Origin of the sequence: Rhizobium sp. N122 (assembly GCF_002211295.1) — a bacterium.
Classification (GTDB): domain Bacteria; phylum Pseudomonadota; class Alphaproteobacteria; order Rhizobiales; family Rhizobiaceae; genus Rhizobium.
This window is the reverse complement of record NZ_LOKU01000008.1, coordinates 17,529-38,600: the sequence shown is the minus strand read 5'-3', so window position 1 is coordinate 38,600 and position 21,072 is coordinate 17,529. Positions and strand designations below refer to the sequence as shown.

Genomic DNA, 21,072 nt, shown 5'->3' with positions numbered 1-21,072 from the left:
TCGGGAGCCGTTTGGCGGGATTGTTCCAACTAAAGCGCCTATTGGACAGAAACAAAAAACATCTTTCAGGCGGACCACGCCGCCTGAAAGTTGTAGTCAGAGGAGCAGAACACGAAACAAACGCGCGGGTTGGAATCAATTAGAAGTTCACGCGTACGAGCGAGGTCGAAGTGACGAACGTGCATATCGAACGATCGAAGCATTTCTGGAAGCGATGATCGCCGAACTCGAAATCCCCGAGCACCGGTACGAGCAAGCAGATCGCAACTTCAAGTCGTTCGGTGGCTGGGGACACGGTGAAGGAGCTCAGTTCGACACCTCGACCCGCAGGTTTACTGCCAGGAGTCCTTCAGGCTTGGCCCCGCTATCCGGCCGCTCACGGGCAACTAAGAGTACGATGTCGATTCGGTTGGCGAACTCCACCATCTCATCAAGGATCATCTGTCACGGTTCGATCTGAAGCGACTGCTCGGCGCAAAGGTCAAGATGTAGCACGACGTCAAGAACATGACGAAGCCCGTGCGCGAAGGGAACCGTTGCTGGATCCTCGATTATGCCGGTTGCGCTTAGTTCCACATGGACAAGCTCGCGGGCAATGACTCCAACTGAGGTTTCATGAGGCGGAACGTCACTGCTGGGCGGGCAACCGCCTACCGACGCTTCTCACTTTCTCTCTCCGGGTAAATGTCAATGTCAGCCGACCAGTAGCGCTTGGCAATGTTCTGGCTGTTGCGGATGACGTGGTATGCGATATCGGGGTTGCCTCCCTCGAAAGTGTCCGGATCCGCCCCGCACATCAGGCAGTACATGCGTTGATGAACGACGGCAGCGAAATACTCGAGTGCCGGCGCCGCCCCTTCTTTTCCGATAGCTGACATGCCTTCGGCAGCCAGATTTCTGGCTTCTTGCAGAGCGGCTAGGATTGCGATCGATAACGCCTTATCAGCCTGCTCAATGATGTCGGCGATCTGCGTTTCGGCAGGATCCTTGCCGGAATTGTCTTGTGACATGGCTTCCCTTCGACGATTTCCGGTGCCGATTTAGTCACCCTCGGGCACCTTGGTGAAGTACGAGAGGTAATTTCTAGTGCTTTCGATGAACGCACGATCTGTATCGGAGCCGCCATCGAGCTCGACGACGCGGGCTTCGACCGCAGCCCGCAGCCGGCCGTCGATCTCCGGGTCCGCGGCACGTACATGTTCCACCAGGGCACGAACGACCGTTCCGAGCACAAACGTCTGCGCGGAGATGGCCAACTGCCGCCGTTCGCTCTGGTCTCTCTCGATATCCTCGTCGTGTTCTTTTTTCTTGCGGGTCGATGCTAGCCGGACCTGATCCATTTCCCATCGGCGGGCGACGTTGCGGCCGGCATAGAGGATTTTCCAAGCGACGTCAGGGTCTCCTCCCCTATAGGTCCGCACATCGGCACGGCATAGGCGCATGAAGAGGTGGCGAAGTGCAGCGTCGCTGAAGTATTCGTGCGGCGAGGTGTGGAAGCCAGCTGACTGTAGCTCGGCCCCGCCTGCGCGCACGGCTTGATCCACCGCTTCATCGATAGCGAGGAACAGTGCCTCATCCACCCCGCCCAGTCCGTCGTTCTCTTCTGCACGAATTCCTCCCGTACCTGGCTACTCCCGCCGCGACATGGTTCGCCTGGAAAGGCGACTTGCGGTCAGTCCGGAAGAGGAATGAACTCGGAGCGATCGTCAATCGGGAGGTCAAAGCGACCCTGGCCCCACTTTCCGGCCCGCCACTCCGACTTCGCCTCTTCGATACGTTCCATCGACGAAGCAACGAAATTCCACCAAATGTATCTGGGTCCGGAGAACGTGGCGCCGCCGAGGATCATGATGCGCGCGCCCTGCTCGCCTGCCGCCACCATGATCCGATCTCCGGGACGGAACACCATCATCTGCATGGTGCCGAATTCCTGCCCGGCCACGGAGATCGAACCTTCGACGATGTAGATCGCCCGGTCTTCATGGTCGTCGGGCATTGGCAGACGCGCCGACGGCTCCAGCTTGACGTCGGCGTAGAAGGTCTCCGAAAACATTCTGGCGGGGGCATGCTCGCCGTAGGCGTTGCCCAAGATCAGTCGCGCCGAGACGCCCTTGTCCTCGATCATCGGGAGCGCAGTCTGGCCATGATGCTCGAATGAGGGCGTCACATCCTCATGACTTTCAGGCAGGGCCAGCCATGTCTGGATTCCAAACAAGCTGTTCGGACCGGTTCGTGCCGCGGCGCTCGTGCGCTCCGAATGCGATACGCCCCTGCCCGCGACCATCCAGTTCAACTCACCCGGCTTTATGATCTGGTCCGCGCCGGTGCTGTCCCGATGATGAAAGTCGCCGCGGTAGAGATAGGTGACTGTGCCGAGACCGATGTGCGGATGGGGCCGAACGTCGACGCCCTGCCCGGTTAGGAATTCGGCAGGGCCCGCCTGATCGAAGAAGATGAACGGACCGACCATCTGTCGGTTCGGCGCGGGCAGAGCGCGCCGGACTTCGAAGCCTCCCAGGTCGCGGGCTCGTGGGACGATCAGCGTTTCGATTGCGTCCGTTCCGACCTTGTCAGGGCATCCGGGTTCGATCGCGGGGTTCCAGCTCATCTACTACATCCTCCTTGTGGCCTGATCTCCGTTCGTAGAGGGAGAGCAAGCTGCGACAGAGCGCATCCCACTCTCCCTTTACGTCGGATTATACTCCTGCGCCAGCCTTTGGCGCCGGCGTGTTGAGCAACTGCTGCTCCCACAGATATGCAATCCCGCTACCGCCTGAATGCTGGACGATGACGTCCGTTAACTTTGCCGCCTGCTCGGCACGGGCCCAGTCCCGCTGCCATTCGGCTGCAAGCGCCAGCCAAGTCATCATGTTGACGCCGGCTCCGATCATGCGTTGGATCGCGATTTGGTGCGCCTCAACCGAAACTGCGCCCGAGGCGTCTGTAATCACGGTGACGTCCCAGCCCTCGCCGGCTGCCTGAATTGCCGGCATGGCGACGCATACCTCCGTCCAGAGGCCTGCGATGATCAGTTGCTTGCGGCCGGTCGCTTTCACGACGTCGACAACCTTCGGGTCTTGCCAGGTGTTGATCAACGTCCGGTCGATGATTTCCTGGCCGGGGAAAACGTCGGCGATCTGTGGGAACAGGTTGCCGCCGCGCTCCGCGATCACCGTGGTGAGAATCGTCGGGACGTCAAAGGCCTTAGCCGCCTTCGCCAGACCGACCGTGTTGTTGACCACCATGGTGGGCTCGTGGCTGTTCACGTTCGCGATCTGGTAGGGTTGATGGTCGATGAGGACGAGCACCGAATCCTCGGGGCGGAGAAGGGAGTTGAGGCCGTTGCGAAAGGTCATGGAATATCCTTGGTTGGCGGTTCGTCGAAACAGATGTGAACGCTCCGTTCGGAGGCACGAAGACCTTGTCATTGCCACCAATGATGCGGTAGCCCTCGGAGAAAGCGAGCTGTGTTGCAGAATGGGGAACGCCGGATGGAAATAGAGGATCTCAGAACCTTCGTGGAAGTTGCCGACGCGGGTGGCGTGACACCTGCCGCGCAGCGCCTTGGCATCTCCAAATCGATGGTCAGCAGGCGCATCGCTCGGCTAGAGGCCGAGCTTGGTGCACAGCTTCTCTCACGAACGACGCGAGGAATCGCGCTCACTGAGGACGGCGCCACTTTTCGAGATTATGCCGCTAGGATCTCGGCCGAGATCGATGCGGCGCGCGAGACGATCCTGCCCGCCGGCGAGCTCCGCGGCAGACTGCGAGTTGCAGCACCTCTCTCGTTTGGTCCGACGCACTTCGCCCCGGTGCTGGCTCAAATGGCGCGTCGACACCCGCAACTGCATGTCTACTCGTGCTACACCGACCGCTTCGTCGATCTGATTACGGAAGGTTTCGACTGCGCCATTCGGGTCGGATACCTCCCGGATTCCAACCTCGTCGCGAGACGCGTCGGGCCGCTCTATGGAAAGTTCGTAGCAAGCCCGGCCTATGTAGCGGCGAACGGGGCACCCGAGACGCCAGACGAGCTTCTCAATCATCAGGCTCTTATGCAGGGGACGGAAGTCTGGCAGGTCGCGGATGGCGACCAAGTCCTTAACATTAGGCCGCAAGGACGCTTCAAGGCCGACAACGGCGTAGCGCTCCTAGCGGCCGCGCTGGAAGGGATCGGCATTGCCAGACTTCCAGACGGCCTCACTGATCAGCATGTCGCCACTGGTACGCTCGTCGAGGTGATGACGCGTTACCGACCGCCCACCGCCGGCATCTTCGTCGTCAGACCTCCCGCACAGCACCCCTCCCGAAAAGTTCGTGTGCTGACGGAGATGCTGATCGAGTGCTTCGATTCCGGCTCGTAAAGAAGAGACGTTGGGGCGCTGTTCCGCTTCGCGCAACATGCTGTCGCAATCCCCGTCACTTCAAGAGGCGCACCCGGCGCATCAGATAAGCCGAACAACCTGTCAGGAGGCTCCGCAAATCTGCGGCGTCTTGACCCGACGGGGATGAAAGGAATCGACCCACATGATTGATTTGAGTGGAAAGCGCGCCCTTGTAACTGGCGGCTCTCGTGGCATCGGCGCGGCTATCGCTGTGGCTCTTGCCGACAGCGGAGCCGACGTGGCGTTCACCTACCATCGCTCGACCGAGAAAGCCGAGGCGGTTGCCAGGTCCATTGAAAGCCATGGCCGCCGCGCCGCCGCCATCCAGGCTGACAGTGCCGACCCGCAGGCCATCGCTCGTGCGGTTGAAGAAGCCATGGCGAAGCTGGGCGGGCTGGACATCCTTGTCAACAGCGCAGCCATTGGCCATGCGGGGAATATCGCCGATTTGAACCTGGAAGAATATCAAGCGGTCATGGACGTCAACGTTCGTGCGCCGGTGCTGTTCGCAAAGGCTGTAATTCCGCATCTGCGCGATGGCGGTCGTATCGTCACGATCGGCTCCGCACTCGGCGAGCGCGTTCCTTTCCCTGGGATAACACCGTACGCGATGTCGAAGGCGGCTTTGACCTCGTTTACCCGCGGGCTATCCCGCGAACTAGGGCCAAACGGCATCACCGTAAACCTCGTTCAGCCTGGTGCGACGGATACGGATTCGAACCCCGCCGACGGCGCGGCTGCCGATTTCCAGCGAAGCCTGACGTCGCTGGGACGCTACGGCGAACCGAGGGAGATAGCGAATGCCGTGGTATTCCTGGCAAGCCCCGCCGCTGGCGTGATCACGGGTGCGACCCTTACTGCGGACGGCGGCGCGATCGCCTGATAATGGTTGTCCTGCGAGCCGGCGAACGTGCAAGCGTGCCGGCTCACGTAAGCGGAGGCACGGGTTATGCTCGCGTGGAAACGCAGCGCCTAAACGCGGCTGGCAGGACATCAACAATAACGAGCGCATTCAAGATCAGCGCGCACGTCCGTGAACATTTTTCCCTTCGGGCCGAGTTCGCTGGCAGCCTATAGCTACCTATGATCCGTCATTACGGTGCCCCTAGCTCCCTACGCTGTGATTTCGACAGGAGTGCCGTCCCGGCATCGTGATCACCTCGTAGAATCCGTCGCCAGTCCATTGCGGGCCAGCTTGCAGACATCCATCTGATTTGCAGCGTTCAGCGAGGGCGGCGACAGCGTCCCCGTTCCCCAGCGAGATCACGATGTGATGCCATCCTGGCAGCTCAACCCTGTTAAACAATGCCGTCAGCAGTTTCTTCACCCTTCCGGTGTCGAAGAGTTCAATCGCGACTACGTCTCGCTCTTCAATTTAGGCAAGGAAATTCGGATAAACATTGGCCTTTTGCGTCGTCAATTGCGCCCCCTTGGAATCCGGCTTTTTCGTGGGACAACAATCAACCAAATCTTTAGCCGCCGCCCGACTCCGTTCAAAAGGGCAGGAAGTCGAACAAGCGCTTGCTGGCGCTCGCCGCCCGGGAGGGTTTGACGCTCCCGACAGGCAGCGGCGGGCCGGACGATGGCGCCAGCGGCGATTGATAGAACCGACTGAGCATCGCGTCGCAGACATAGTGACCCCAATTCGTCAGATACTCGGTCTCCTTGGCGCCCAGGAAATGAAGATAGGTGCCGACGTCGGAGGGAATAACCGACGACGGCGGCAGCGCGTAAGACGCATAGGGCGCGAGTTCGGCGTCCCTGCTGTCGATCGACCAGTAGACGCCGTGCGTTCTTGCGCGCAGAGCCGATTTCGAGGGAGCATCGAGGCCGAGCAGTTCGGCCTGTTTTGCCGCCTTGAAGCCGCCGATCAGGTCTCGCCGCCTCAGCGCCCTCACCTGATTGTCGGTGGTGTCGAGAACGCGCTTGAGCTGGCTGAGATAATTCCAGTATCCGCGGGTGGAGGAGCGCCAAGGCGCGCCGGCATCGCTGACAAGCAGGCAATCGCAGCGTTTCAGCGCCGGCTCGATGCCGTGATTGTCGTAAACACCGCCGTCGCTCAAGATTGCCCGACCTGGCGCAACGGGTTCGCCGACGGTGTCGTCGAGTTTTTCCCTCTTCCAGGAAAACTGCGACAGATCCAATCGCAGCGGGGACAGCACGGGCGGGAATGCCGCCGACGCGGCAACCGCGGTTGCGAGCGACAATGCCGGGTGAAACGACACGCCGATCCGGTAATCCGCGATATAGCGATTGGACATGCGGAAGAGCGAACCGGTGCTGAGATTGCTGGCGCAGAAGACGAACCAGGGCGATTCCGGCAGGTCTTTCAAGCTTGGCGACTTTCCGTCGAACAGATGTCGCTCGTAGAGTTTCGCGGCCTCCTCCGCCGCGCTCGACAAGGGATTGAACACGCCCTTCAGGAAGCTTGGCCCGTCCGAAAAGACTTGGCTGAAGGCCAGAATGCGATCGACATATTCCGTCTTGAAGTTGACGGCGACATCGTTCTCAAAGACCAGCCGCGGCCACACATAGGCCAGCAGGCCGGAGGCGATCGATCCGCCCGAGACCGAGGAGATCATATCGAGCTTCGCCGGAAGACCGGCCTCATTCAGCCTCGCCAGCGATCCCGCATGGAAGAGCATGGCTCGATAACCGCCGCCCGAAAGGCAGAGGCCGAGCTGGTAGCGCTCGGCCGGCTTCTCGGGTTCGTCAGATCCAGACAGGACGGTGTTTTCCTGAGGATGCTCGTCTTCTGACATGCTCTGTCGTATCACGTTAAGAAGGATGGCGACATTCGCTGTATATCAGATCGAGACCCGCGCGAAAAAATGTCATAGCGGATCTAGCACGAGATCGGCGTCCGTCCTCTTTCACGTCGATCCACAGGCCAAGCCCTCTGCAGGGTTGCAGGATCAGTCTTGCAAAACATCCTTCGCGATGTTCAATAACACCAGCGAAAGTGGGGGAATCGATGCGTCACATCGTGGCTGGGTTGTTGTTTCTATGCGCGTTTCCTCTGTCTGCGGCAGAGATCACGCGAGAGCCGCTGGAAGGTGACACGGACTTGATCTCAGTCACGGGCGTCTTGAACGACGGTGACGAAATCGTCTTCAGAAACCTGGCCGCCGCCTCCAGCAAGGCCCTTGTGTTTCTGAACAGCGAGGGCGGGGATCTCAAAGCCGGAATCGAGATCGGGCGGGCCATCCGCCTTCGAGGCTTTGCCACGGCTACCCCGCCGGGGACCTTGTGCGCGTCAGCCTGCGCCCTCACCTGGCTTGCCGGGTCGCAGCGGTTTCTGCAGCCCGAATCCAATATCGGCTTCCATGCCGCCTATCGCGTGGTGGACGGCAAGGCCAGCGAGAGCGGCGTCGCCAATGCCCTGGTCGGAGCCTACCTCAACCAGCTGGGATTATCCGACACCGCCATCGCCTACGTGACGTCGGCACCGCCTGAAGGCATCGCATGGCTGACGGCCGCCAAGGCACAGGCCGTGGGCATTACCTATGACGCGGTTGACGAGGACGGACCTGATCCAGCGTCCGAGGCGGGCAAGACGTTTCCGCACGATCCCATGCGCACGGTGACGGCCTTTTACTCCGCGCTCGCAGCAGCCGATGGTGAAACCGCCTCGGCGCTGGTCATTCCGGAAAAGCGTGGCCAGGGGCCTTTCAATGAAGCATCAATCCACGCCTTCTTCGGCGCGATGTCGCAGCCGCTCAAACTCACAGGCACGGCGCTGCGCGGCAATGATGATGTCCGGGTTTCCTACGAATACGTCACCAATGAGGGCCGTCGCTGCAAGGGTCGCGCCGACGTCCAGACCACCTACGTGTTTGGCAAGACCCTGGTTTCCAGGATCAAGGCGCTCGACGGCTGCTAGCGCATCGGCCCGAAAATCGGAACGATTTTCGGGAAAGCAGGATGTGTACATTGAAAGTGTTAGAGATGCCGCTTGCCCAGACAACTGCCGCACCCTATCGGCGGACCGGCGGTATCTACTTGCCATACCTCGTGGAGTTGGCATCGCATTTGTGCCACGCCCAGTCCATTCCGGCTTCGCCTTCATGGCCGTAGCACCAGTCAACGCGATCAAGCAGCGGACCGAGCGCGTCGCGCCGTTTGCAGGCCCGCTCCGTCTCGATGCCGTAACGATCGGTGCTGCCGCGGCAGATGTCGTCCAGTCCTATCCATTGATCTATCAAACGATCCGGCGCCTTGGCTTCCTTGTCCGTGGCGAGCACCTTTCCGGTCTCGGACTCGATCTGCAGAGAGGCCGTGTTCCAGACGAAGGAGAACTCCGCCATCCCCGAGGACGTCTTACCCGTGTTCTTGTTTCGGGCAAACCACTCGACAATTCCTGACATTTCGCATTTTCCGGCACAGCTCGCAGTCACGGAGCCGGGCTTGACGCTGTAGACTCGCTCCGGCCAGCGTTGCGCGAAGGCCGCCTTGTCCTTCAGGATGACGTCTTTGTCGACCGAGGTTCCGAAGAAGGAAACCTGATCGGCATAGACGTCCTTCATGAAGGCAAGCGCCGAGGTGCTGTCTTTCGACCATTCGTCGTTATATCGATTGGCGAAATCAACCGCGTCCGTGGTCAGGTCGCCGGGCGTGGATGCGGCAGCCTCCTCGGAAGCGCTGGGGTCCGACGGCATGTCGGCGGGTGTTGCGCTCACCTGCGCGGCGTCCGATGGCGGCGAAGCGCTTTCCTGTGGCAAGGGCATGTTCTCGGGCGTGTTGATGTTCCAGTCTCGCATTTCCGCAGCGGTGAGATACCTGATGTCGGTGCTGTCAATCGACAGGCTAAGCTGCAGCAGATTGGGGCTTACTCCCATGTCGGTAAGATAGCCGATGATCTCGCCGGTCACCCCTTGAACGGTCGAGACTGCCAATTTGCTGTCCGTGGCGCCATCGCCGGATAGGGAAGCCCGATGCACGCCGATGGAGCCCGGCTCGGCAAACCTTTCAACGCCACCGACGAAGGCGAAGGCGCAAGCCGATGCACATTCCTTGGCTCTGATCTGGATTGTTCTTGCATTCAGCGCGCGGATAGCGCGGCCGAACTTGATTGCAGTGTTAACGTTTCCCCCGGGTGAGTCAAAGGTGATGTAGTCCGGTCGGTACTGCCTGTATTCGTCGACAAGCTTCGTCGGATCGTCGGAGAATTCAAACACGCCCTTTATCCCCAGACCACGCTCTCCCGGGGCGCCGTCCAAACGTTGGTAGGAAATTTCCGCGTGCGCCTCTCCGAACAAGGCGACGAACGCCAGCAGCAGCGATATCAACCAGACGGATTTCCGCATTCTTCCCGAGCCCTCGAGCACCTGTATTTCTCCTGTCGTCATTCGCAGCATAGCTTGCGCCTGGTATAGCCGGATGACGAAATCACCTGCCCCGTGAATCCCTGCTGCCCGCGCCCAGCCGACGCCATTACGATCAGAAGAACAATAGCTTCGCAGAGAATATTGATGGCGACCCCGGCAGCTTAGTATCAAATGCACAACGGGCGATCCTCTGGCAAGCGTCACAATCAGAAGTGTTGCGACAAGGTAAATGCTGGCACCCGCTGGGAAGCGTCTCGTTTCGCAAAAGCATCATGGACCTGTGCGGTGAATATCGGCTATGTCGCCTGCACCAAAGCATTTGACCAGCGAGGCCTTTCGTGACTTCTCCCTACGACAATCACGCCCTCGACCTGAGCAGCGATCCCGATTTTTTCTCCCTCCTGACCGGCAGCCATCTGCGCATCCTCGGCCGTCGTCTTGTCCAGGACGGACAAGGGCCGGGATGGCTTTACCACGATGCGCCTTTCGTGGTCCTCGCGCACAATACCCTGCCCGATCCGCGCTTCATCTACGCGAACCGCACGGCGCAGAACTGCTTCGAATATAGCTGGGATGAATTCATCTCGCTGCCGTCGCGGCTTTCGGCCGAGCAGCCGGACCGCGCCGAGCGTCAGCGGTTGCTGGATAGCGTGATCCGCGATGGGTTTGTCGAGAATGGTCGCGGCGTCAGGATCGCAAAATCCGGGCGCCGTTTCTGGATCGAGAACGTGACCGTCTGGCAGCTTATCGATGAAATGGGCAAGCGGCTGGGCCAGGCTGCAACGTTCCCTTCGTGGCGGGACGCGTAGTCTCTCCGTCCAGTTGTCGGGCCGCAGCCTGAAGCTTTGTACCCGAGCGGTGACGTCACGGTTTTACGCGATCGGGATGCGCCGCCTGGAAGGCCGGCAGTTCGGCGCAGCGGGCGTCGATTTCGACGATGCGTTTGAGATGCGTGAGATCAACGCCCCAGCGGCGGGCGTTGTAGACTTGCGGGACAAGGCAGAGGTCGGCCATCGTCGGCGCATTGCCGAAGCTGAAGGCTCCGCCGGCTTCGCCGCTCATCGCCTCCAGTTTGCCAAGCCCGTCGGCGATGAAATGCTTCATCCACGCCTCGCGGGCCTCGGCCTTCTCGGTCACTTCAATCAGATGCGCCACGACATGCAGGTTGCAGATCGGGTGGATGTCCATGGCGACCGCATAGGCCAACGCGCGTACATGCTGACTGTCGGTGATGTCCGATGGTAGCAATCGACATTCCGGGCGCAGCTCGGCCAGGTATTCGATGATGGCCAGCGACTGGGTCAGAACTTGCCCGTCTATCACCAGGGTCGGCACCAGCCCCTGCGGGTTGAGCGCGAGATAGTCCGGCTTCCTGTGGGCTGCCTCCAGTAGATTGACCGGTACGGTCCTGTAGTCGATCTCCAGCAGGTTGAGCGCGATGCGGACACGATAGCTCGCCGACGATCGCCAGTAGTCGTAAAGAACGACCTCGCTCATTGCGCCCCCTCTCCTCCATAACGTCCGACGGTCTGCTCGATCGCCCCGAAGATCGAATGGCCGGCGCGGTCCTTCATCTCGATGCGGACCTGATCGCCGAACCGCATGAAGGGCGTCTTCGGCGCGCCGGTTTCGATCGTCTCGATCATCCGGATTTCGGCGATGCAGGAATAGCCGTCGCCGCCGTCTTCGACCGGCCGGCCCGGGCCGCCGTCCCGCTTGTTGGACACCGTTCCCGAGCCGATGATCGTTCCGGCCGCGAGATGGCGGGTCTTGGCGGCATGGGCGATCAGCTGGCCGAAATCGAAGGTCATGTCGATACCGGCATTGGCCTTGCCGAAAGGCTTGCCGTTCATGCTGACGAGCAGCGGCAGATGCAGCTTGCCGCCATGCCAGGCGTCGCTGAGCTCATCCGGCGTCACAGCAACCGGCGAAAAGGCCGAGGCCGGCTTGGACTGGAAGAAACCGAATCCCTTGGCCAGCTCGTCGGGGATCAGACCGCGCAGCGAAACGTCGTTGACGAGCATCACCAGGCGGATGGCATCGCGGGCGGTCTCAGGGCTTGCCCCCATGGCGACGTCACCGGTGATGACGGCGACCTCGCCCTCCATATCGATGCCATAGGCCTCGTCGGCCGCGACGATCGGATCGCGCGGCGCAAGGAAGACATCCGAGCCGCCCTGATACATCAGCGGGTCGGTCCAGAAGCTTGCCGGCATCTCCGCGCCGCGGGCCTTGCGCACCAATTCGACATGGTTGACGTAAGCGGAACCATCGGCCCATTGATAGGCCCGCGGCAAAGGTGACGTAACGTCATGCTCGTGAAAACGGCGCGTCGGCTGGGCGCCGGTCTCGATGCCTTCGGCAATCATCCGGAGCCTCGGCGCCACATGCTCCCAGTCGTCGAGGGCTGCCTGCAGCGTGCGGGCGATATGGCCGACTTCGAAGCAGCGGGTCAGGTCGCGAGACACGACGACGAGGCGGCCGTCCCTGGTGGAGTCCTTCAAGGTCGCAAGTTTCATGTGCCAAAATCCGATGCTATTACTTGATACCGGGGGTTCCGTCGAACTTGCGTTCCAACCCGTCCCAGCACTCGAGGTAATCCTCCTGCAGCGTTTCCAGCTCGGCGGCGTATTTCGTCAGTTGCTGCGGATATCGGGTCTCGAACATGAAGGCCATGGTATGATCGAGCTTCACCGGTTTGAGCTCGGCATTGGCTGCCTTTTCGAAGGCGAGCGCGTCCGGTCCGTGCGGCAGCATCATATTGTGCAGGCTGATGCCGCCGGGCACGAAGCCCTCCTCCTTGGCGTCGTACTGGCCATGGATCAGGCCCATGAACTCGCTCATGATGTTGCGGTGATACCAGGGCGGACGGAATGAATGCTCGGCGACCAGCCAGCGCGGCGGAAAGATCACGAAGTCGACGTTCGCCGTGCCGGCATCTTCGGTCGGGGCGGTGAGCACCGAAAAGATCGACGGATCGGGATGATCGAAGAGAATGGCGCCGACCGGAGAAAATGTCCTGAGATCGTATTTGAACGGGGCATAATTGCCGTGCCAGGCCACGACATCGAGCGGCGAATGGCCGATCTCGGTGACATAGAATTTGCCGCACCACTTCACATGCACGCGGCAAGGCTTTTCCTTGTCCTCGTAGGCGGCGACAGGCGTCTTGAAATCGCGCGGGTTTGCCAGGCAGTTGGCGCCGATCGGTCCACGTTCCGGCAGCGTGAATTTGGCGCCGTAGTTCTCACAGATGTAACCGCGCCAGACCGGCTGCTCGCCGATCCTGAGGACCTTGAACATCATGCCGCGGGGGATGAGGCATATTTCCAGCGGCTCCACATCCATGATGCCCATTTCGGTGAACACCCTGAGGGCGCCGAGCTGCGGCACGATCAGCAGTTCGCCATCGGCGTTGAAGAAGTAATCGTCGATCATGTCCTCATTGAACACATAGGCATGGGCCGACATGCCGACCTGGGTCACGGCATCGCCTGCCGTCGTGATCGTCCGTACCCCTTCCAGAAAATTCAGTCTTTCGGTGGGCGCCGGGATCGGACCCCAGCGAAGCTGGCCGAGCGGCAGCGAATGTTCATCGAGGCAGGGTGCGGTCTTCCAGAGCGGATAGGAAGCGTTGGAGAAGCGGCGGGTGTGGCGCACGCTCGGGCGGATGCGGTAAAGCCAGGATCTTTCGTTCGTGCCGCGCGGGGCGGTGAACGGCGAGCCGGACAGCTGCTCGGCATAGAGGCCGTAATTGCATTTCTGCGGGCTGTTCTGGCCTTGCGGCAAAGCGCCGGGAAGCGACTCGGTTTCGAAGTCGTTGCCGAAACCCGGCATATATTTCAGTGTGTCCGTCGCCGCGGCTTCACCGCCGGACGTCTGGATCGATGTCTGGTCCATGCTCAACTCCTCCCATCACTCTCGCTGCGCCGCGCGTCGTTTCAGACGTGCGAGAGAGTTTACTCCGCCGCCGTCCCGATGACACCACGCTTGATCTGATCGGCCTCGATCGACTCGAACAGCGCCCTGAAGTTGCCTTCGCCGAAACCCTCGTCGCCCTTGCGCTGGATGAATTCGAAGAAGATCGGGCCGATCACGGTTTTGGAGAAGATCTGCAGCAGGATTTTCGTCATGCCGCCATTCACCACGCCTTCGCCGTCGATGAGGATGCCATGCTTCTTCATCCGGTCGATCGGTTCGCTATGGCCGTTTACCCGTTCATAGGACATGTCGTAATAGGTCTCCGGCGGACCCGGCATGAAGCGCAGGCCGTTATCGGCAAGCCGGTCAGTGGCCCCATAAATATCCTCGGTGCCAACAGCGATGTGCTGGATGCCCTCGCCCCGGTACTTCTTCAGATATTCCTCGATCTGGCTGGTGTCGTCCTTCGATTCATTCAGCGGAATGCGGATCTTGCCGCAGGGCGAGGTGATGGCGCGGCTGACCAGACCGGTGATGCGGCCGTCAATATCGAAGAAGTGGATCTGCTTGAAATTGAACAGCTCGCGGTAGAAATCCCACCACTTGTCCATATTGCCGCGGAAGACATTGTGCGTGAGGTGGTCGAGATAGTAGAAGCCGATGCCCTCAGGACGCGGATTGCGCTCACCAAGCCAATCGAACTCGGCATCGTAGGCCGACCCCTTGGCGCCATAAGTCTCGACGAAATAGAGTAGCGAGCCGCCGATACCGACAATTGCCGGAACATCAAGCATCTTGTCATCACCTTCATAGGCAACGGCGCCTTTCGACACGGCATGGTCGAAAGCGTACCTGGCGTCGACGACACGCCAGGCCATCGATGCGGCGCAGGGACCGTGCTTTTCGACGAAGCGGGCGGCATGGCTGCCGGGCTCGGCATTCACGACATAGTTGATGTCGCCCTGGCGCCAGACGGTGATGTCTTTCGTCTTGTGCCTGGCAACGGCAACATAGCCCATGCGTGTGAAGAGTTCACTGAGCTTCTCGGGTTCTGGATGCGCGAACTCGACGAATTCGAAGCCGTCGGTGCCGGCCGGGTTGTCGGCGGTGATTTCGGATGGCGGCGCATCATGCGGGAAAGGACCCATTTTCTCCTCCTGACGAGATGGAGTTTAACTGCGCAAAGTGTGACCCAAAACGCGTGCAAAATCCTTGCATTCTTCATGCTGTTGGAAGATATTATGCACGGTTCGTGAGTGTTTTGGAGATTTTACGCAATGGATGAACAGATCGACAAATTGGATTTGCGCCTGCTGCAGGAGCTGCAAAAGGATGGCAGGCTTACGAATAACGAGCTGGGCGATCGGATTGCGCTTTCACCGTCGCAATGCTCGCGCCGGCGCACACGGCTGGAGGCCGAGGGCTATATCCGCAGCTACCGAGCCTATCTCGACCGGGAAAAGCTGGGTCTGGATATGCTGGTGGTCATTTCGGTGACGCTTGCGACCCACAACAGAGATAATGCCCAGCGTTTCTCCCAGCTGATCAACGGACTGCCGGAGGTTCTCGAAGCCTATGCTTTGACCGGTGAAATGGACTACCATCTGAAGGTGGCCACCCGCGGGCTCGCCGACCTCTCCAAATTCGTCAACGACGTTCTGTTGCCGCACGAGTCTGTGCAGCACGTGAAGACCTCGATCGTGCTCGACACGCTGAAGACCTTCGAAGGCTTTCCGGTGCGCATGCCGGGCAGCTGGCACGGCGACAGCGCGCGATGACCCTCAATCGTCACCGACCGGAGACTTGCTTGGCGACAAACGTCAAAGCGGCAGTTCGGTCGAGAATTTGAGCTCGCGCAACACGAAGCTCGATACCACCGTGCGCACATGCGGGTTGCGCATGAGATAACGGGTCATGAAGGCTTCGTAGCTTTCCACGTCCCGCGCCCGGATCTTCAGCATGTAATCGAAAGCGCCCGACAAGGCGTAGCACTCCATGATCTCCGGCCGCTCCAGCACCACCGACGCGAAAGAGGCGACCGCCTCTTCGTGATGATCCTCCAGCGTGACATGGGCGATCACGCAGAGCTTGAGGTCGAGTTTGCCGGGGTCGAGCAGCGTCACGCGCTTGCGGATGACGCCGTCGGCTTCCAGTTCCTGGATCTTCCGCCAGGCCGAGCTTTGCGACATGCCGGCCTTCTCAGCCAGATCTGCCAGTGAAAGGCTGCCGTCGGCCTGGATGAGTTGCAGAAGGGTGCGTCGAAAGTTCCCAGTTTCTTTCATTTTCGCCCTTTTGATCGAGAATATTTTTCATCACTATGGCGAGAAGCGGCACAAAAGAAAAGAAAATCCGCCCGCCACGGAGCATAATCGCAGACATAGCGCCATTCCTGGGAGGATCAGTGCCGATGACCAAAGAAAGCAGCTACACCGCGAAACTGCCCGGCCCGGACGGCCTCTACGACTACAGCCCCGAGGAAGATGCGATCTGGGGCGAACTCTACCGGCGTCAGATGAAGATATTGGCCGGCACGGCCTGCCAGGAATACCTGGATGGCGTCGATCTGCTGGGGCTCAAGCCGGAGAAAGTGCCTCAGCTTCTCGATGTGGACAGACGCCTGCACGAAACTACCGGCTTCGGCGTCGAAGGCGTGCCGGCGCTGATCCCGCCCTCGCGCTTTTACGAGCTTCTGTCGCAAGGCAAATTCCCGCTGGCAACCTTTCTGCGCCGCCGCGAGCATATCGACTATATCGAGGAGCCGGACCTGTTCCACGAGGTCTTCGGCCACTGCCCGCTCCTGACCAACCAGAGCTATGCCAATTTCGTCAGGCATTTCGGCGAAGCCGCCGCCCGCCTCGGCAAAGGCTATTCCTGGCATCTGTTCCGGATATTCTGGTTCACCGTCGAATTCGGCCTGATCAACACGCCGCAAGGCCGCCGCTGCTTCGGCGCCGGCATCGTCTCGTCGCCGAGCGAAGCCAAGGCGGGAACCGAAGGCACGGCGTGCGAATTCCGGCCGTTCGATCTGATGAGCGTTCTCAGGACCCCCTACCGCATCGATATCCTCCAGCCGATCTACTATGTCATCGATAGCTTTGCCGATCTGGAAGCGATCGTGGAGCAGGATATCGGCGGCATGATCCTCAAGGCGAAAACGCTGGGGGACTTCGCTCCGGCTTTCGAAGCCAAGGCCTCGTAGCCGCTACCCGACGGGAAACGGTCGGTGTGCGAAATGCCGCTCTCACTTCGGAGCGGCGGGACTCCGATCGACGAAATCGACCAGGACACCCGGCTTGACCATGCCGGCCAGCTCTTCAGCGTCCCAGTTCGTCAGGCGCACGCAGCCATGCGAGCCGACCTTGTCGATGAGCTTCGGCTCCGGCGTGCCATGGATGCCATAGGTCGGCTCGGTCAGGTCGATCCAGACGGTGCCGACCGGGCCATTCGGGCCTTTCGGAATGGTAAGGACCTTGTCGTTCTTTCCCTGCTTGAAGTTCAGCTCCGGGTCATAGCGGTAGACCGGCATCCTGGCGACACCCTTGACCTTGTGTTTTCCCGAGGGCGACGGATTGTCTTTACTGCCGATCGTCGCGGGATAGACGGCCAGCAGCGCTCCGTCCTCGGCATAGGCCAGAACCTGCCCCGTCTTCCTGTCAGCCTCGATCCTCTTGACCTTGCCTTCCCTTGGGGGGCCGGGGTTCACCACCCACACCGTATCGCCTGGAGCAAACGGCGAAGCCGGGTTGAGCGCGTTGACGAGATCGATGCCCATGTGAAACCGCTCGGAGAGCTTTTCGGCAACGCTGGTATATCCCAAGCTCTGCATCTTGGCCTTCTCGCCATAATCCTCGGGTATCTTGTCGACGAGGCCCTTGGCATCGTCGGCCGAAACGACGTAGCTTTCGACGATCGGGGCATCGCCTTCCAGGCGGGACACCACCTCGGCATCCGGCCTGCCATCGACAGGAAGCTCGTTCATCGCCTCGAAACCGGCCACCGCCTTGCTGACGTTCTCGCCGGCGAGCCCGTCGATGACGCCGGGAGACGCGCCGGCACGGTCGAGCAGGACCTGAAGGCGGACGATTGCCGGGTCGGGATCTTCGGACGAGCGCTTTTCTGCTTTGATTGATGCAATCGAAGCGGCGTTGATTGCATCGGCTTTGAGCTCAGCCGCGGCGGCATCGCCAACGGAGACGAATAGAGCGAGCAGCGACATCGGCAGGGCTGTTTTCATAGACGACAAATGGCCATTGCCGAAACTTGTTCCATTGAGCACGATACTCGGACTTTAGACTTAGTCGCTTCAGCCCCTCTCCAGATCACAGCGCCTTCGCGCGCCTCCTGGCTTCGCGCGATCTTGCCGCGCGGCGCGCCGGCCTCAGTTCCTCGATCGTCGGCAGCCACCACCGGGCATTCTCAACCGAAGGGGTTTTCGCGGGCCACGTGCGGACGAGTTCTTCGAGTGTCGGCGCCCGCCAATATCCCCAGACGTGATCTTCGGTCACGCCGGGATAGAAGTCCGCCACGATATCCGGCTCGGCCAGTTCGCCGGTGATCTCAGTAAAGACGACGATGCCATAGGAGACGGCGACCGGTCTGCCGATCGGCGGCAGATCGTCGCCGGGCAGCGGATAGCGATGACGCTTTCGTTCCGCCGAGCGCAGCCTGCTGCGCATCTCCTGTTCGGTCCCCTTTCGCTCCTCGGCGCGGCGCCGTCTCTCCTCCGGCTCGTTTCGGCGCGCCGCCGCTTCGATAGCGGGCCATCTGTGTCTGAGGTCCTCATAGGATCGGAAGGGAACGTGCCATAGCCTGAGATCACCGTCCCATCGGGAAAACGGCACTTCACGCAGTTCGTCGATGACGGTTTTCGAGTATGGCGTGCGGATTCGAAAGCCTGCCTTGCCGAGTTGAAGATAGGGACTGTCGATCGGCTCGAAGACGAAGGCGTCGCGTCCCTTCGCATCCGCATGGGCGTCGGCTTCGGCCTCCAGCTCGGCAAGCCATCTCCCGATGCGGCGGGGCGCCGTGCGTCCGGGAACGAACCAGGCCTTGCGAACGTCGCTCCAGCGGGCACGGGGGAAACGCTTTCGGAACTGCTCGACGGTCATCCTGTCGTAAGGAAAGGAAACGTCGGCGCCCGGCTTGGGGTCGTCATCGCCGGACAACACTTCGTCACGATCGGTCGGGGATTTCGTTTCGCTCATGGAAGGAGAACGCTTGCGCGAAGGGATCGGTTTCCGGTGGGGCGGCCGATAGCGCCCAATTTGCACGCGGAAGAACAGAATAACCGCCGGCAATTCCTCTTCAGTGAATTGTCTTCAATCGCGTTTCGTCATGCGAGATATCATGCAGCGTCGCCATCAGCTTTTCGAATTCGCTCAAGACGCGATTGAATTCGGCGTCGGGCATGCCGATGATCTCCGCTATCGTCGAGGAAACGGAGGCAATGAGCCTGTCGATCCAGACGCAGCGATCGGCCGGCACATGGCCGAGAACCTCATGCCGATGCGTCTGCAGCTCGCGCAGAATACGGACGATAAGGGCGCCTCGGTCCGCCCTGCTCAGGGATCGGAGCCTTGCCTGCGCCCTCTGGATTTCCGTTACCAGCGTCGTCGCCATTCCCCTGATCTCCGCCCTCAATACAACCGATATCACAACCGTAGCGTTTGCAACACGGACTTAGGTCCGACATCGGTTCGCCGCGGCGACGATCAATTGCTCGTCGCCACGATCACCGGCGCGTCGCAGCTGCGCCGGGGGCCGTCCCACGGCTGATATGTATTGTCCTCAGGCCGATACGACCTGTAACGAGCGGCGCACCAGGCCGCCGCCTGCGGGTTCACTTTTATGCCCCCGCCTTCGTCGGCCGCGGCGACATCAGGCTGGTGCGGCGAAGAGCAGGCGCGGATCTCTCCGCTGTAGGATCGATAGCTGTTGGTCGCAGGATCGAAGGAGCGGTAACGCTGTGCGCACCAGGCAACGTGTTCGGCCGGAAATTCTGGTTGCGGTGCCAGGCGTTCGGTTGACGGGCCAGCCGGTTGCGGCTTCGCGCTTGCCGTCATGACGGCCGGCGCCTCGGTGACATAGCTGGAATAGAGGGGCGCGATCCGCTGATAACGCTGCTGCCGAGGATCGACTTTGACCGGCCCCGTCGTCCAGAGATCCGGCTCTGCAACATCTTGCAAGGCCTGGGTTTCGGTATCCGCCACGACGTGCGAGGCAACGGATGCGGCAGCTATGCAGGCACCCACCGAGCTGACGATGCCGAAGGCGACGGAGGCGAGGCCGTTCATTGCCCCGCCCCCTGCTGTTGCGCCTGTGGAACCCAGACGCGGCCGGCCGTGTCGCCGTGCCGGCCGCCGGTGGCGACAAGCACGGCGAGGATACCGGCGATCGCCAGCAGAATGGCGACGAGCGGCAGGGCCAGACCAGCGGATTTCTGTTCGGAATAGATCATGTTCCTCTCCTCGTCCCGGCGGCGCAAGGCCGCCGGGCGCCGGCTGCTATGCCGTGATGATGTAGACGATCGTGAACGCCGAAGGATCGACGATGACGATCCGGCCGTCGGCGAGGATGAAGAAACGATAGGCCTTATATTGCGGAACGATCTCCACGATCCGCGGCGGCAGCGGCTCCAACCTGATCTTCTTCGGAATGGTCGTGCCAACCGAGACCGTGAAGTCCACGTCCCGTACCGGCTCGACGTGAACCTCCTTCACGACAGTGCGGATTTCCGTCTGCTGCTCGACGGAGATGTTGACGTTGGTCGTGTTGTTCGTCTCGGTCTTGGTGGTGTTTTTGGTGTTGGCTTCGGTGTTGTTGTCGACGTTCGTCTTGCTGTTCGACTGGGTTTCGGTCGAGCCGCCGGAGGACGTCGCGGCATCGGATTTTTGAGTTTCGCCGGAGCCGGTCGAGGTGTCGGTCGACGTCCCCTCCTTGCTGCCGGCAGGCTTCTGGCCTTCCGTCGCGGACTGCCCCGATTTCTGCGCCGTCGAGCTGTCCGAGCTTCCGGACTGCGTCTTAGCGCCTGGCTGAGTCTTGGAGTCCGGCTCGCTTGCCGTCTGACCGGATCCGTCGGTTGTTCCCGAAGATGCACCCGACGAGCTTCCATCGGAGCCCGAAGGCTGCTGCGTGCCCTGGCCGGTCGATGCGTCTGCGCCGCCCGAAGCAGCACCGCCCGCATCCGGCTGCTGGGCCGGACCGTCGCTGGACTGGCCGCTCTGCGCGGTCCCCTTCTTGGGGAGGATGGGCGCATCCTGCGCCGAGGCGGACATCATGCCGACCGGAGAAACGCCGATCGAGAGTGCCGTCATCAGAACGGCGAGTGTCTTGCTCTTCATAACAATCTCACTGATTTTGGCCGCACGACGACGCTGCCGTCCATCGTGCGGCTGATCTAAACGATGATTTGTGAAGTAGACGCGGCAGAGGGCCGCGTT

Annotated in this window: 24 protein-coding genes; 6 read left to right on the top strand and 18 right to left on the bottom strand. The window is 60.8% G+C overall.

From position 1 onward, the window contains the following. Positions 1-650: 650 nt before the first annotated feature. From ATY75_RS07535 to ATY75_RS07520, 4 genes are all read right to left on the bottom strand, one after another. Entirely contained in the window at positions 651-1,010 is a 360-nt protein-coding gene (locus ATY75_RS07535; RefSeq protein ID WP_088937051.1) for a hypothetical protein, read from the bottom strand. 30 nt (positions 1,011-1,040) lie between these two features. Beyond that, complete coding sequence (locus ATY75_RS07530) at positions 1,041-1,580, bottom strand: hypothetical protein (RefSeq protein ID WP_245317543.1); 540 nt, start codon at positions 1,578-1,580, stop codon at positions 1,041-1,043. A gap of 92 nt (positions 1,581-1,672) precedes the next feature. Next, positions 1,673-2,608 carry a pirin family protein gene (locus ATY75_RS07525; RefSeq protein WP_088937049.1) on the bottom strand — a complete coding sequence of 312 codons (936 nt, stop codon included), beginning with the start codon at positions 2,606-2,608 and terminating at the stop codon, positions 1,673-1,675. 88 nt (positions 2,609-2,696) lie between these two features. After that, positions 2,697-3,356: a hydrolase gene (locus ATY75_RS07520; protein WP_088937048.1), complete on the bottom strand. Its 660-nt coding sequence runs from the start codon at positions 3,354-3,356 to the stop codon at positions 2,697-2,699. 135 nt (positions 3,357-3,491) lie between these two features. Between ATY75_RS07520 and ATY75_RS07515 the strand changes: the two genes are divergently transcribed. After that, positions 3,492-4,364: a LysR family transcriptional regulator gene (locus ATY75_RS07515; protein WP_088937047.1), complete on the top strand. Its 873-nt coding sequence runs from the start codon at positions 3,492-3,494 to the stop codon at positions 4,362-4,364. A 163-nt stretch (positions 4,365-4,527) separates the two neighbouring features. Then, the gene (locus ATY75_RS07510; RefSeq protein ID WP_088937046.1) at positions 4,528-5,268 is read left to right on the top strand and encodes a 3-oxoacyl-ACP reductase family protein; all 741 of its coding nucleotides are present in this window, start codon (positions 4,528-4,530) and stop codon (positions 5,266-5,268) included. A 610-nt stretch (positions 5,269-5,878) separates the two neighbouring features. Here the strand turns inward: ATY75_RS07510 and ATY75_RS07505 are convergent. Further along, positions 5,879-7,147 (bottom strand): patatin-like phospholipase family protein, encoded by a 1,269-nt coding sequence (locus tag ATY75_RS07505; protein ID WP_088937045.1) that lies wholly within the window; start codon positions 7,145-7,147, stop codon positions 5,879-5,881. Positions 7,148-7,359: 212 nt separating this feature from the next. Between ATY75_RS07505 and ATY75_RS07500 the strand changes: the two genes are divergently transcribed. Further along, positions 7,360-8,268 (top strand): hypothetical protein, encoded by a 909-nt coding sequence (locus ATY75_RS07500; RefSeq protein WP_088937044.1) that lies wholly within the window; start codon positions 7,360-7,362, stop codon positions 8,266-8,268. Between the two features lie 115 nt (positions 8,269-8,383). Here ATY75_RS07500 and ATY75_RS07495 read toward each other — a convergent pair whose 3' ends face one another. After that, complete coding sequence (locus ATY75_RS07495) at positions 8,384-9,712, bottom strand: hypothetical protein (RefSeq protein ID WP_088937043.1); 1,329 nt, start codon at positions 9,710-9,712, stop codon at positions 8,384-8,386. Between the two features lie 338 nt (positions 9,713-10,050). Here ATY75_RS07495 and ATY75_RS07490 point away from each other — a divergent pair, with 338 nt between their 5' ends. Then, positions 10,051-10,521, top strand: a complete 471-nt coding sequence (locus ATY75_RS07490; protein WP_088937042.1) for an MEKHLA domain-containing protein — start codon at positions 10,051-10,053, stop codon at positions 10,519-10,521. Between the two features lie 55 nt (positions 10,522-10,576). Here the strand turns inward: ATY75_RS07490 and maiA are convergent, their stop codons facing one another. Genes maiA through hppD form a run of 4 tightly spaced genes read right to left on the bottom strand, consistent with a single transcriptional unit; the run spans position 10,577 to position 14,781 of the window. Next, complete coding sequence (maiA, locus tag ATY75_RS07485; RefSeq protein ID WP_088937041.1) at positions 10,577-11,209, bottom strand: maleylacetoacetate isomerase; 633 nt, start codon at positions 11,207-11,209, stop codon at positions 10,577-10,579. Further along, complete coding sequence (locus tag ATY75_RS07480) at positions 11,206-12,231, bottom strand: fumarylacetoacetate hydrolase family protein (protein ID WP_088937040.1); 1,026 nt, start codon at positions 12,229-12,231, stop codon at positions 11,206-11,208. The genes maiA and ATY75_RS07480 overlap by 4 nt, the downstream gene beginning before the upstream one ends. A gap of 19 nt (positions 12,232-12,250) precedes the next feature. Beyond that, positions 12,251-13,612, bottom strand: coding sequence for a homogentisate 1,2-dioxygenase (hmgA, locus tag ATY75_RS07475; protein WP_064838160.1), 1,362 nt, complete (start codon positions 13,610-13,612; stop codon positions 12,251-12,253). 59 nt (positions 13,613-13,671) lie between these two features. After that, complete coding sequence (gene hppD, locus ATY75_RS07470) at positions 13,672-14,781, bottom strand: 4-hydroxyphenylpyruvate dioxygenase (RefSeq protein ID WP_088937039.1); 1,110 nt, start codon at positions 14,779-14,781, stop codon at positions 13,672-13,674. 129 nt (positions 14,782-14,910) lie between these two features. Between hppD and ATY75_RS07465 the strand changes: the two genes are divergently transcribed. Further along, the gene (locus ATY75_RS07465; RefSeq protein ID WP_049733185.1) at positions 14,911-15,411 is read left to right on the top strand and encodes an Lrp/AsnC family transcriptional regulator; all 501 of its coding nucleotides are present in this window, start codon (positions 14,911-14,913) and stop codon (positions 15,409-15,411) included. A 42-nt stretch (positions 15,412-15,453) separates the two neighbouring features. Here ATY75_RS07465 and ATY75_RS07460 read toward each other — a convergent pair whose 3' ends face one another. Then, positions 15,454-15,915, bottom strand: a complete 462-nt coding sequence (locus ATY75_RS07460; protein WP_064838158.1) for an Lrp/AsnC family transcriptional regulator — start codon at positions 15,913-15,915, stop codon at positions 15,454-15,456. Continuing rightward, complete coding sequence (locus ATY75_RS34535; protein WP_190241330.1) at positions 15,833-16,012, bottom strand: hypothetical protein; 180 nt, start codon at positions 16,010-16,012, stop codon at positions 15,833-15,835. The genes ATY75_RS07460 and ATY75_RS34535 overlap by 83 nt, the downstream gene beginning before the upstream one ends. Before the next feature lie 28 nt (positions 16,013-16,040). On the opposite strand from ATY75_RS34535, the gene ATY75_RS07455 reads away from it, so the two are divergent. Next, on the top strand, positions 16,041-16,832 hold the full coding sequence (locus tag ATY75_RS07455) for a phenylalanine 4-monooxygenase (protein ID WP_088937038.1): 792 nt from the start codon (positions 16,041-16,043) through the stop codon (positions 16,830-16,832). Between the two features lie 42 nt (positions 16,833-16,874). Here ATY75_RS07455 and ATY75_RS07450 read toward each other — a convergent pair whose 3' ends face one another. The 6 genes from ATY75_RS07450 to ATY75_RS07430 all read right to left on the bottom strand — a co-directional run bounded on the left by ATY75_RS07450 (position 16,875) and on the right by ATY75_RS07430 (position 20,973). Continuing rightward, a complete protein-coding gene (locus ATY75_RS07450; protein ID WP_088937037.1) occupies positions 16,875-17,867 on the bottom strand; it encodes a L,D-transpeptidase in 993 nt (330 codons plus the stop codon). Positions 17,868-17,952: 85 nt separating this feature from the next. Beyond that, on the bottom strand, positions 17,953-18,837 hold the full coding sequence (locus ATY75_RS07445; RefSeq protein ID WP_088937036.1) for a hypothetical protein: 885 nt from the start codon (positions 18,835-18,837) through the stop codon (positions 17,953-17,955). A 100-nt stretch (positions 18,838-18,937) separates the two neighbouring features. Further along, entirely contained in the window at positions 18,938-19,252 is a 315-nt protein-coding gene (locus tag ATY75_RS07440; protein ID WP_088937035.1) for a hypothetical protein, read from the bottom strand. Positions 19,253-19,344: 92 nt separating this feature from the next. Beyond that, the gene (locus tag ATY75_RS07435) at positions 19,345-19,926 is read right to left on the bottom strand and encodes a BA14K family protein (protein ID WP_088937034.1); all 582 of its coding nucleotides are present in this window, start codon (positions 19,924-19,926) and stop codon (positions 19,345-19,347) included. Next, positions 19,923-20,090 (bottom strand): hypothetical protein, encoded by a 168-nt coding sequence (locus ATY75_RS34530; protein ID WP_190241326.1) that lies wholly within the window; start codon positions 20,088-20,090, stop codon positions 19,923-19,925. Before ATY75_RS34530 ends, ATY75_RS07435 begins: the two co-directional genes overlap by 4 nt. 46 nt (positions 20,091-20,136) lie before the next feature. Then, positions 20,137-20,973, bottom strand: a complete 837-nt coding sequence (locus ATY75_RS07430) for a DUF1236 domain-containing protein (RefSeq protein WP_088937033.1) — start codon at positions 20,971-20,973, stop codon at positions 20,137-20,139. Positions 20,974-21,072 lie beyond the last annotated feature (99 nt).

What these genes read in the sequence shown, in the direction of transcription:
- ATY75_RS07535 (WP_088937051.1), bottom strand. Translation starts at nt 1,010, where the DNA reads ATGTCACAAGACAATTCCGGCAAGGATCCTGCCGAAACGCAGATCGCC.
- ATY75_RS07525 (WP_088937049.1), bottom strand. Translation starts at nt 2,608, where the DNA reads ATGAGCTGGAACCCCGCGATCGAACCCGGATGCCCTGACAAGGTCGGA.
- ATY75_RS07520 (WP_088937048.1), bottom strand. Translation starts at nt 3,356, where the DNA reads ATGACCTTTCGCAACGGCCTCAACTCCCTTCTCCGCCCCGAGGATTCG.
- ATY75_RS07515 (WP_088937047.1), top strand. Translation starts at nt 3,492, where the DNA reads ATGGAAATAGAGGATCTCAGAACCTTCGTGGAAGTTGCCGACGCGGGT.
- ATY75_RS07510 (WP_088937046.1), top strand. Translation starts at nt 4,528, where the DNA reads ATGATTGATTTGAGTGGAAAGCGCGCCCTTGTAACTGGCGGCTCTCGT.
- ATY75_RS07505 (WP_088937045.1), bottom strand. Translation starts at nt 7,147, where the DNA reads ATGTCAGAAGACGAGCATCCTCAGGAAAACACCGTCCTGTCTGGATCT.
- ATY75_RS07500 (WP_088937044.1), top strand. Translation starts at nt 7,360, where the DNA reads ATGCGTCACATCGTGGCTGGGTTGTTGTTTCTATGCGCGTTTCCTCTG.
- maiA (WP_088937041.1), bottom strand. Translation starts at nt 11,209, where the DNA reads ATGAGCGAGGTCGTTCTTTACGACTACTGGCGATCGTCGGCGAGCTAT.
- ATY75_RS07480 (WP_088937040.1), bottom strand. Translation starts at nt 12,231, where the DNA reads ATGAAACTTGCGACCTTGAAGGACTCCACCAGGGACGGCCGCCTCGTC.
- hmgA (WP_064838160.1), bottom strand. Translation starts at nt 13,612, where the DNA reads ATGGACCAGACATCGATCCAGACGTCCGGCGGTGAAGCCGCGGCGACG.
- hppD (WP_088937039.1), bottom strand. Translation starts at nt 14,781, where the DNA reads ATGGGTCCTTTCCCGCATGATGCGCCGCCATCCGAAATCACCGCCGAC.
- ATY75_RS07465 (WP_049733185.1), top strand. Translation starts at nt 14,911, where the DNA reads ATGGATGAACAGATCGACAAATTGGATTTGCGCCTGCTGCAGGAGCTG.
- ATY75_RS07460 (WP_064838158.1), bottom strand. Translation starts at nt 15,915, where the DNA reads ATGAAAGAAACTGGGAACTTTCGACGCACCCTTCTGCAACTCATCCAG.
- ATY75_RS34535 (WP_190241330.1), bottom strand. Translation starts at nt 16,012, where the DNA reads ATGTCTGCGATTATGCTCCGTGGCGGGCGGATTTTCTTTTCTTTTGTG.
- ATY75_RS07455 (WP_088937038.1), top strand. Translation starts at nt 16,041, where the DNA reads ATGACCAAAGAAAGCAGCTACACCGCGAAACTGCCCGGCCCGGACGGC.
- ATY75_RS07450 (WP_088937037.1), bottom strand. Translation starts at nt 17,867, where the DNA reads ATGAAAACAGCCCTGCCGATGTCGCTGCTCGCTCTATTCGTCTCCGTT.
- ATY75_RS07445 (WP_088937036.1), bottom strand. Translation starts at nt 18,837, where the DNA reads ATGAGCGAAACGAAATCCCCGACCGATCGTGACGAAGTGTTGTCCGGC.
- ATY75_RS07440 (WP_088937035.1), bottom strand. Translation starts at nt 19,252, where the DNA reads ATGGCGACGACGCTGGTAACGGAAATCCAGAGGGCGCAGGCAAGGCTC.
- ATY75_RS07435 (WP_088937034.1), bottom strand. Translation starts at nt 19,926, where the DNA reads ATGAACGGCCTCGCCTCCGTCGCCTTCGGCATCGTCAGCTCGGTGGGT.
- ATY75_RS34530 (WP_190241326.1), bottom strand. Translation starts at nt 20,090, where the DNA reads ATGATCTATTCCGAACAGAAATCCGCTGGTCTGGCCCTGCCGCTCGTC.
- ATY75_RS07430 (WP_088937033.1), bottom strand. Translation starts at nt 20,973, where the DNA reads ATGAAGAGCAAGACACTCGCCGTTCTGATGACGGCACTCTCGATCGGC.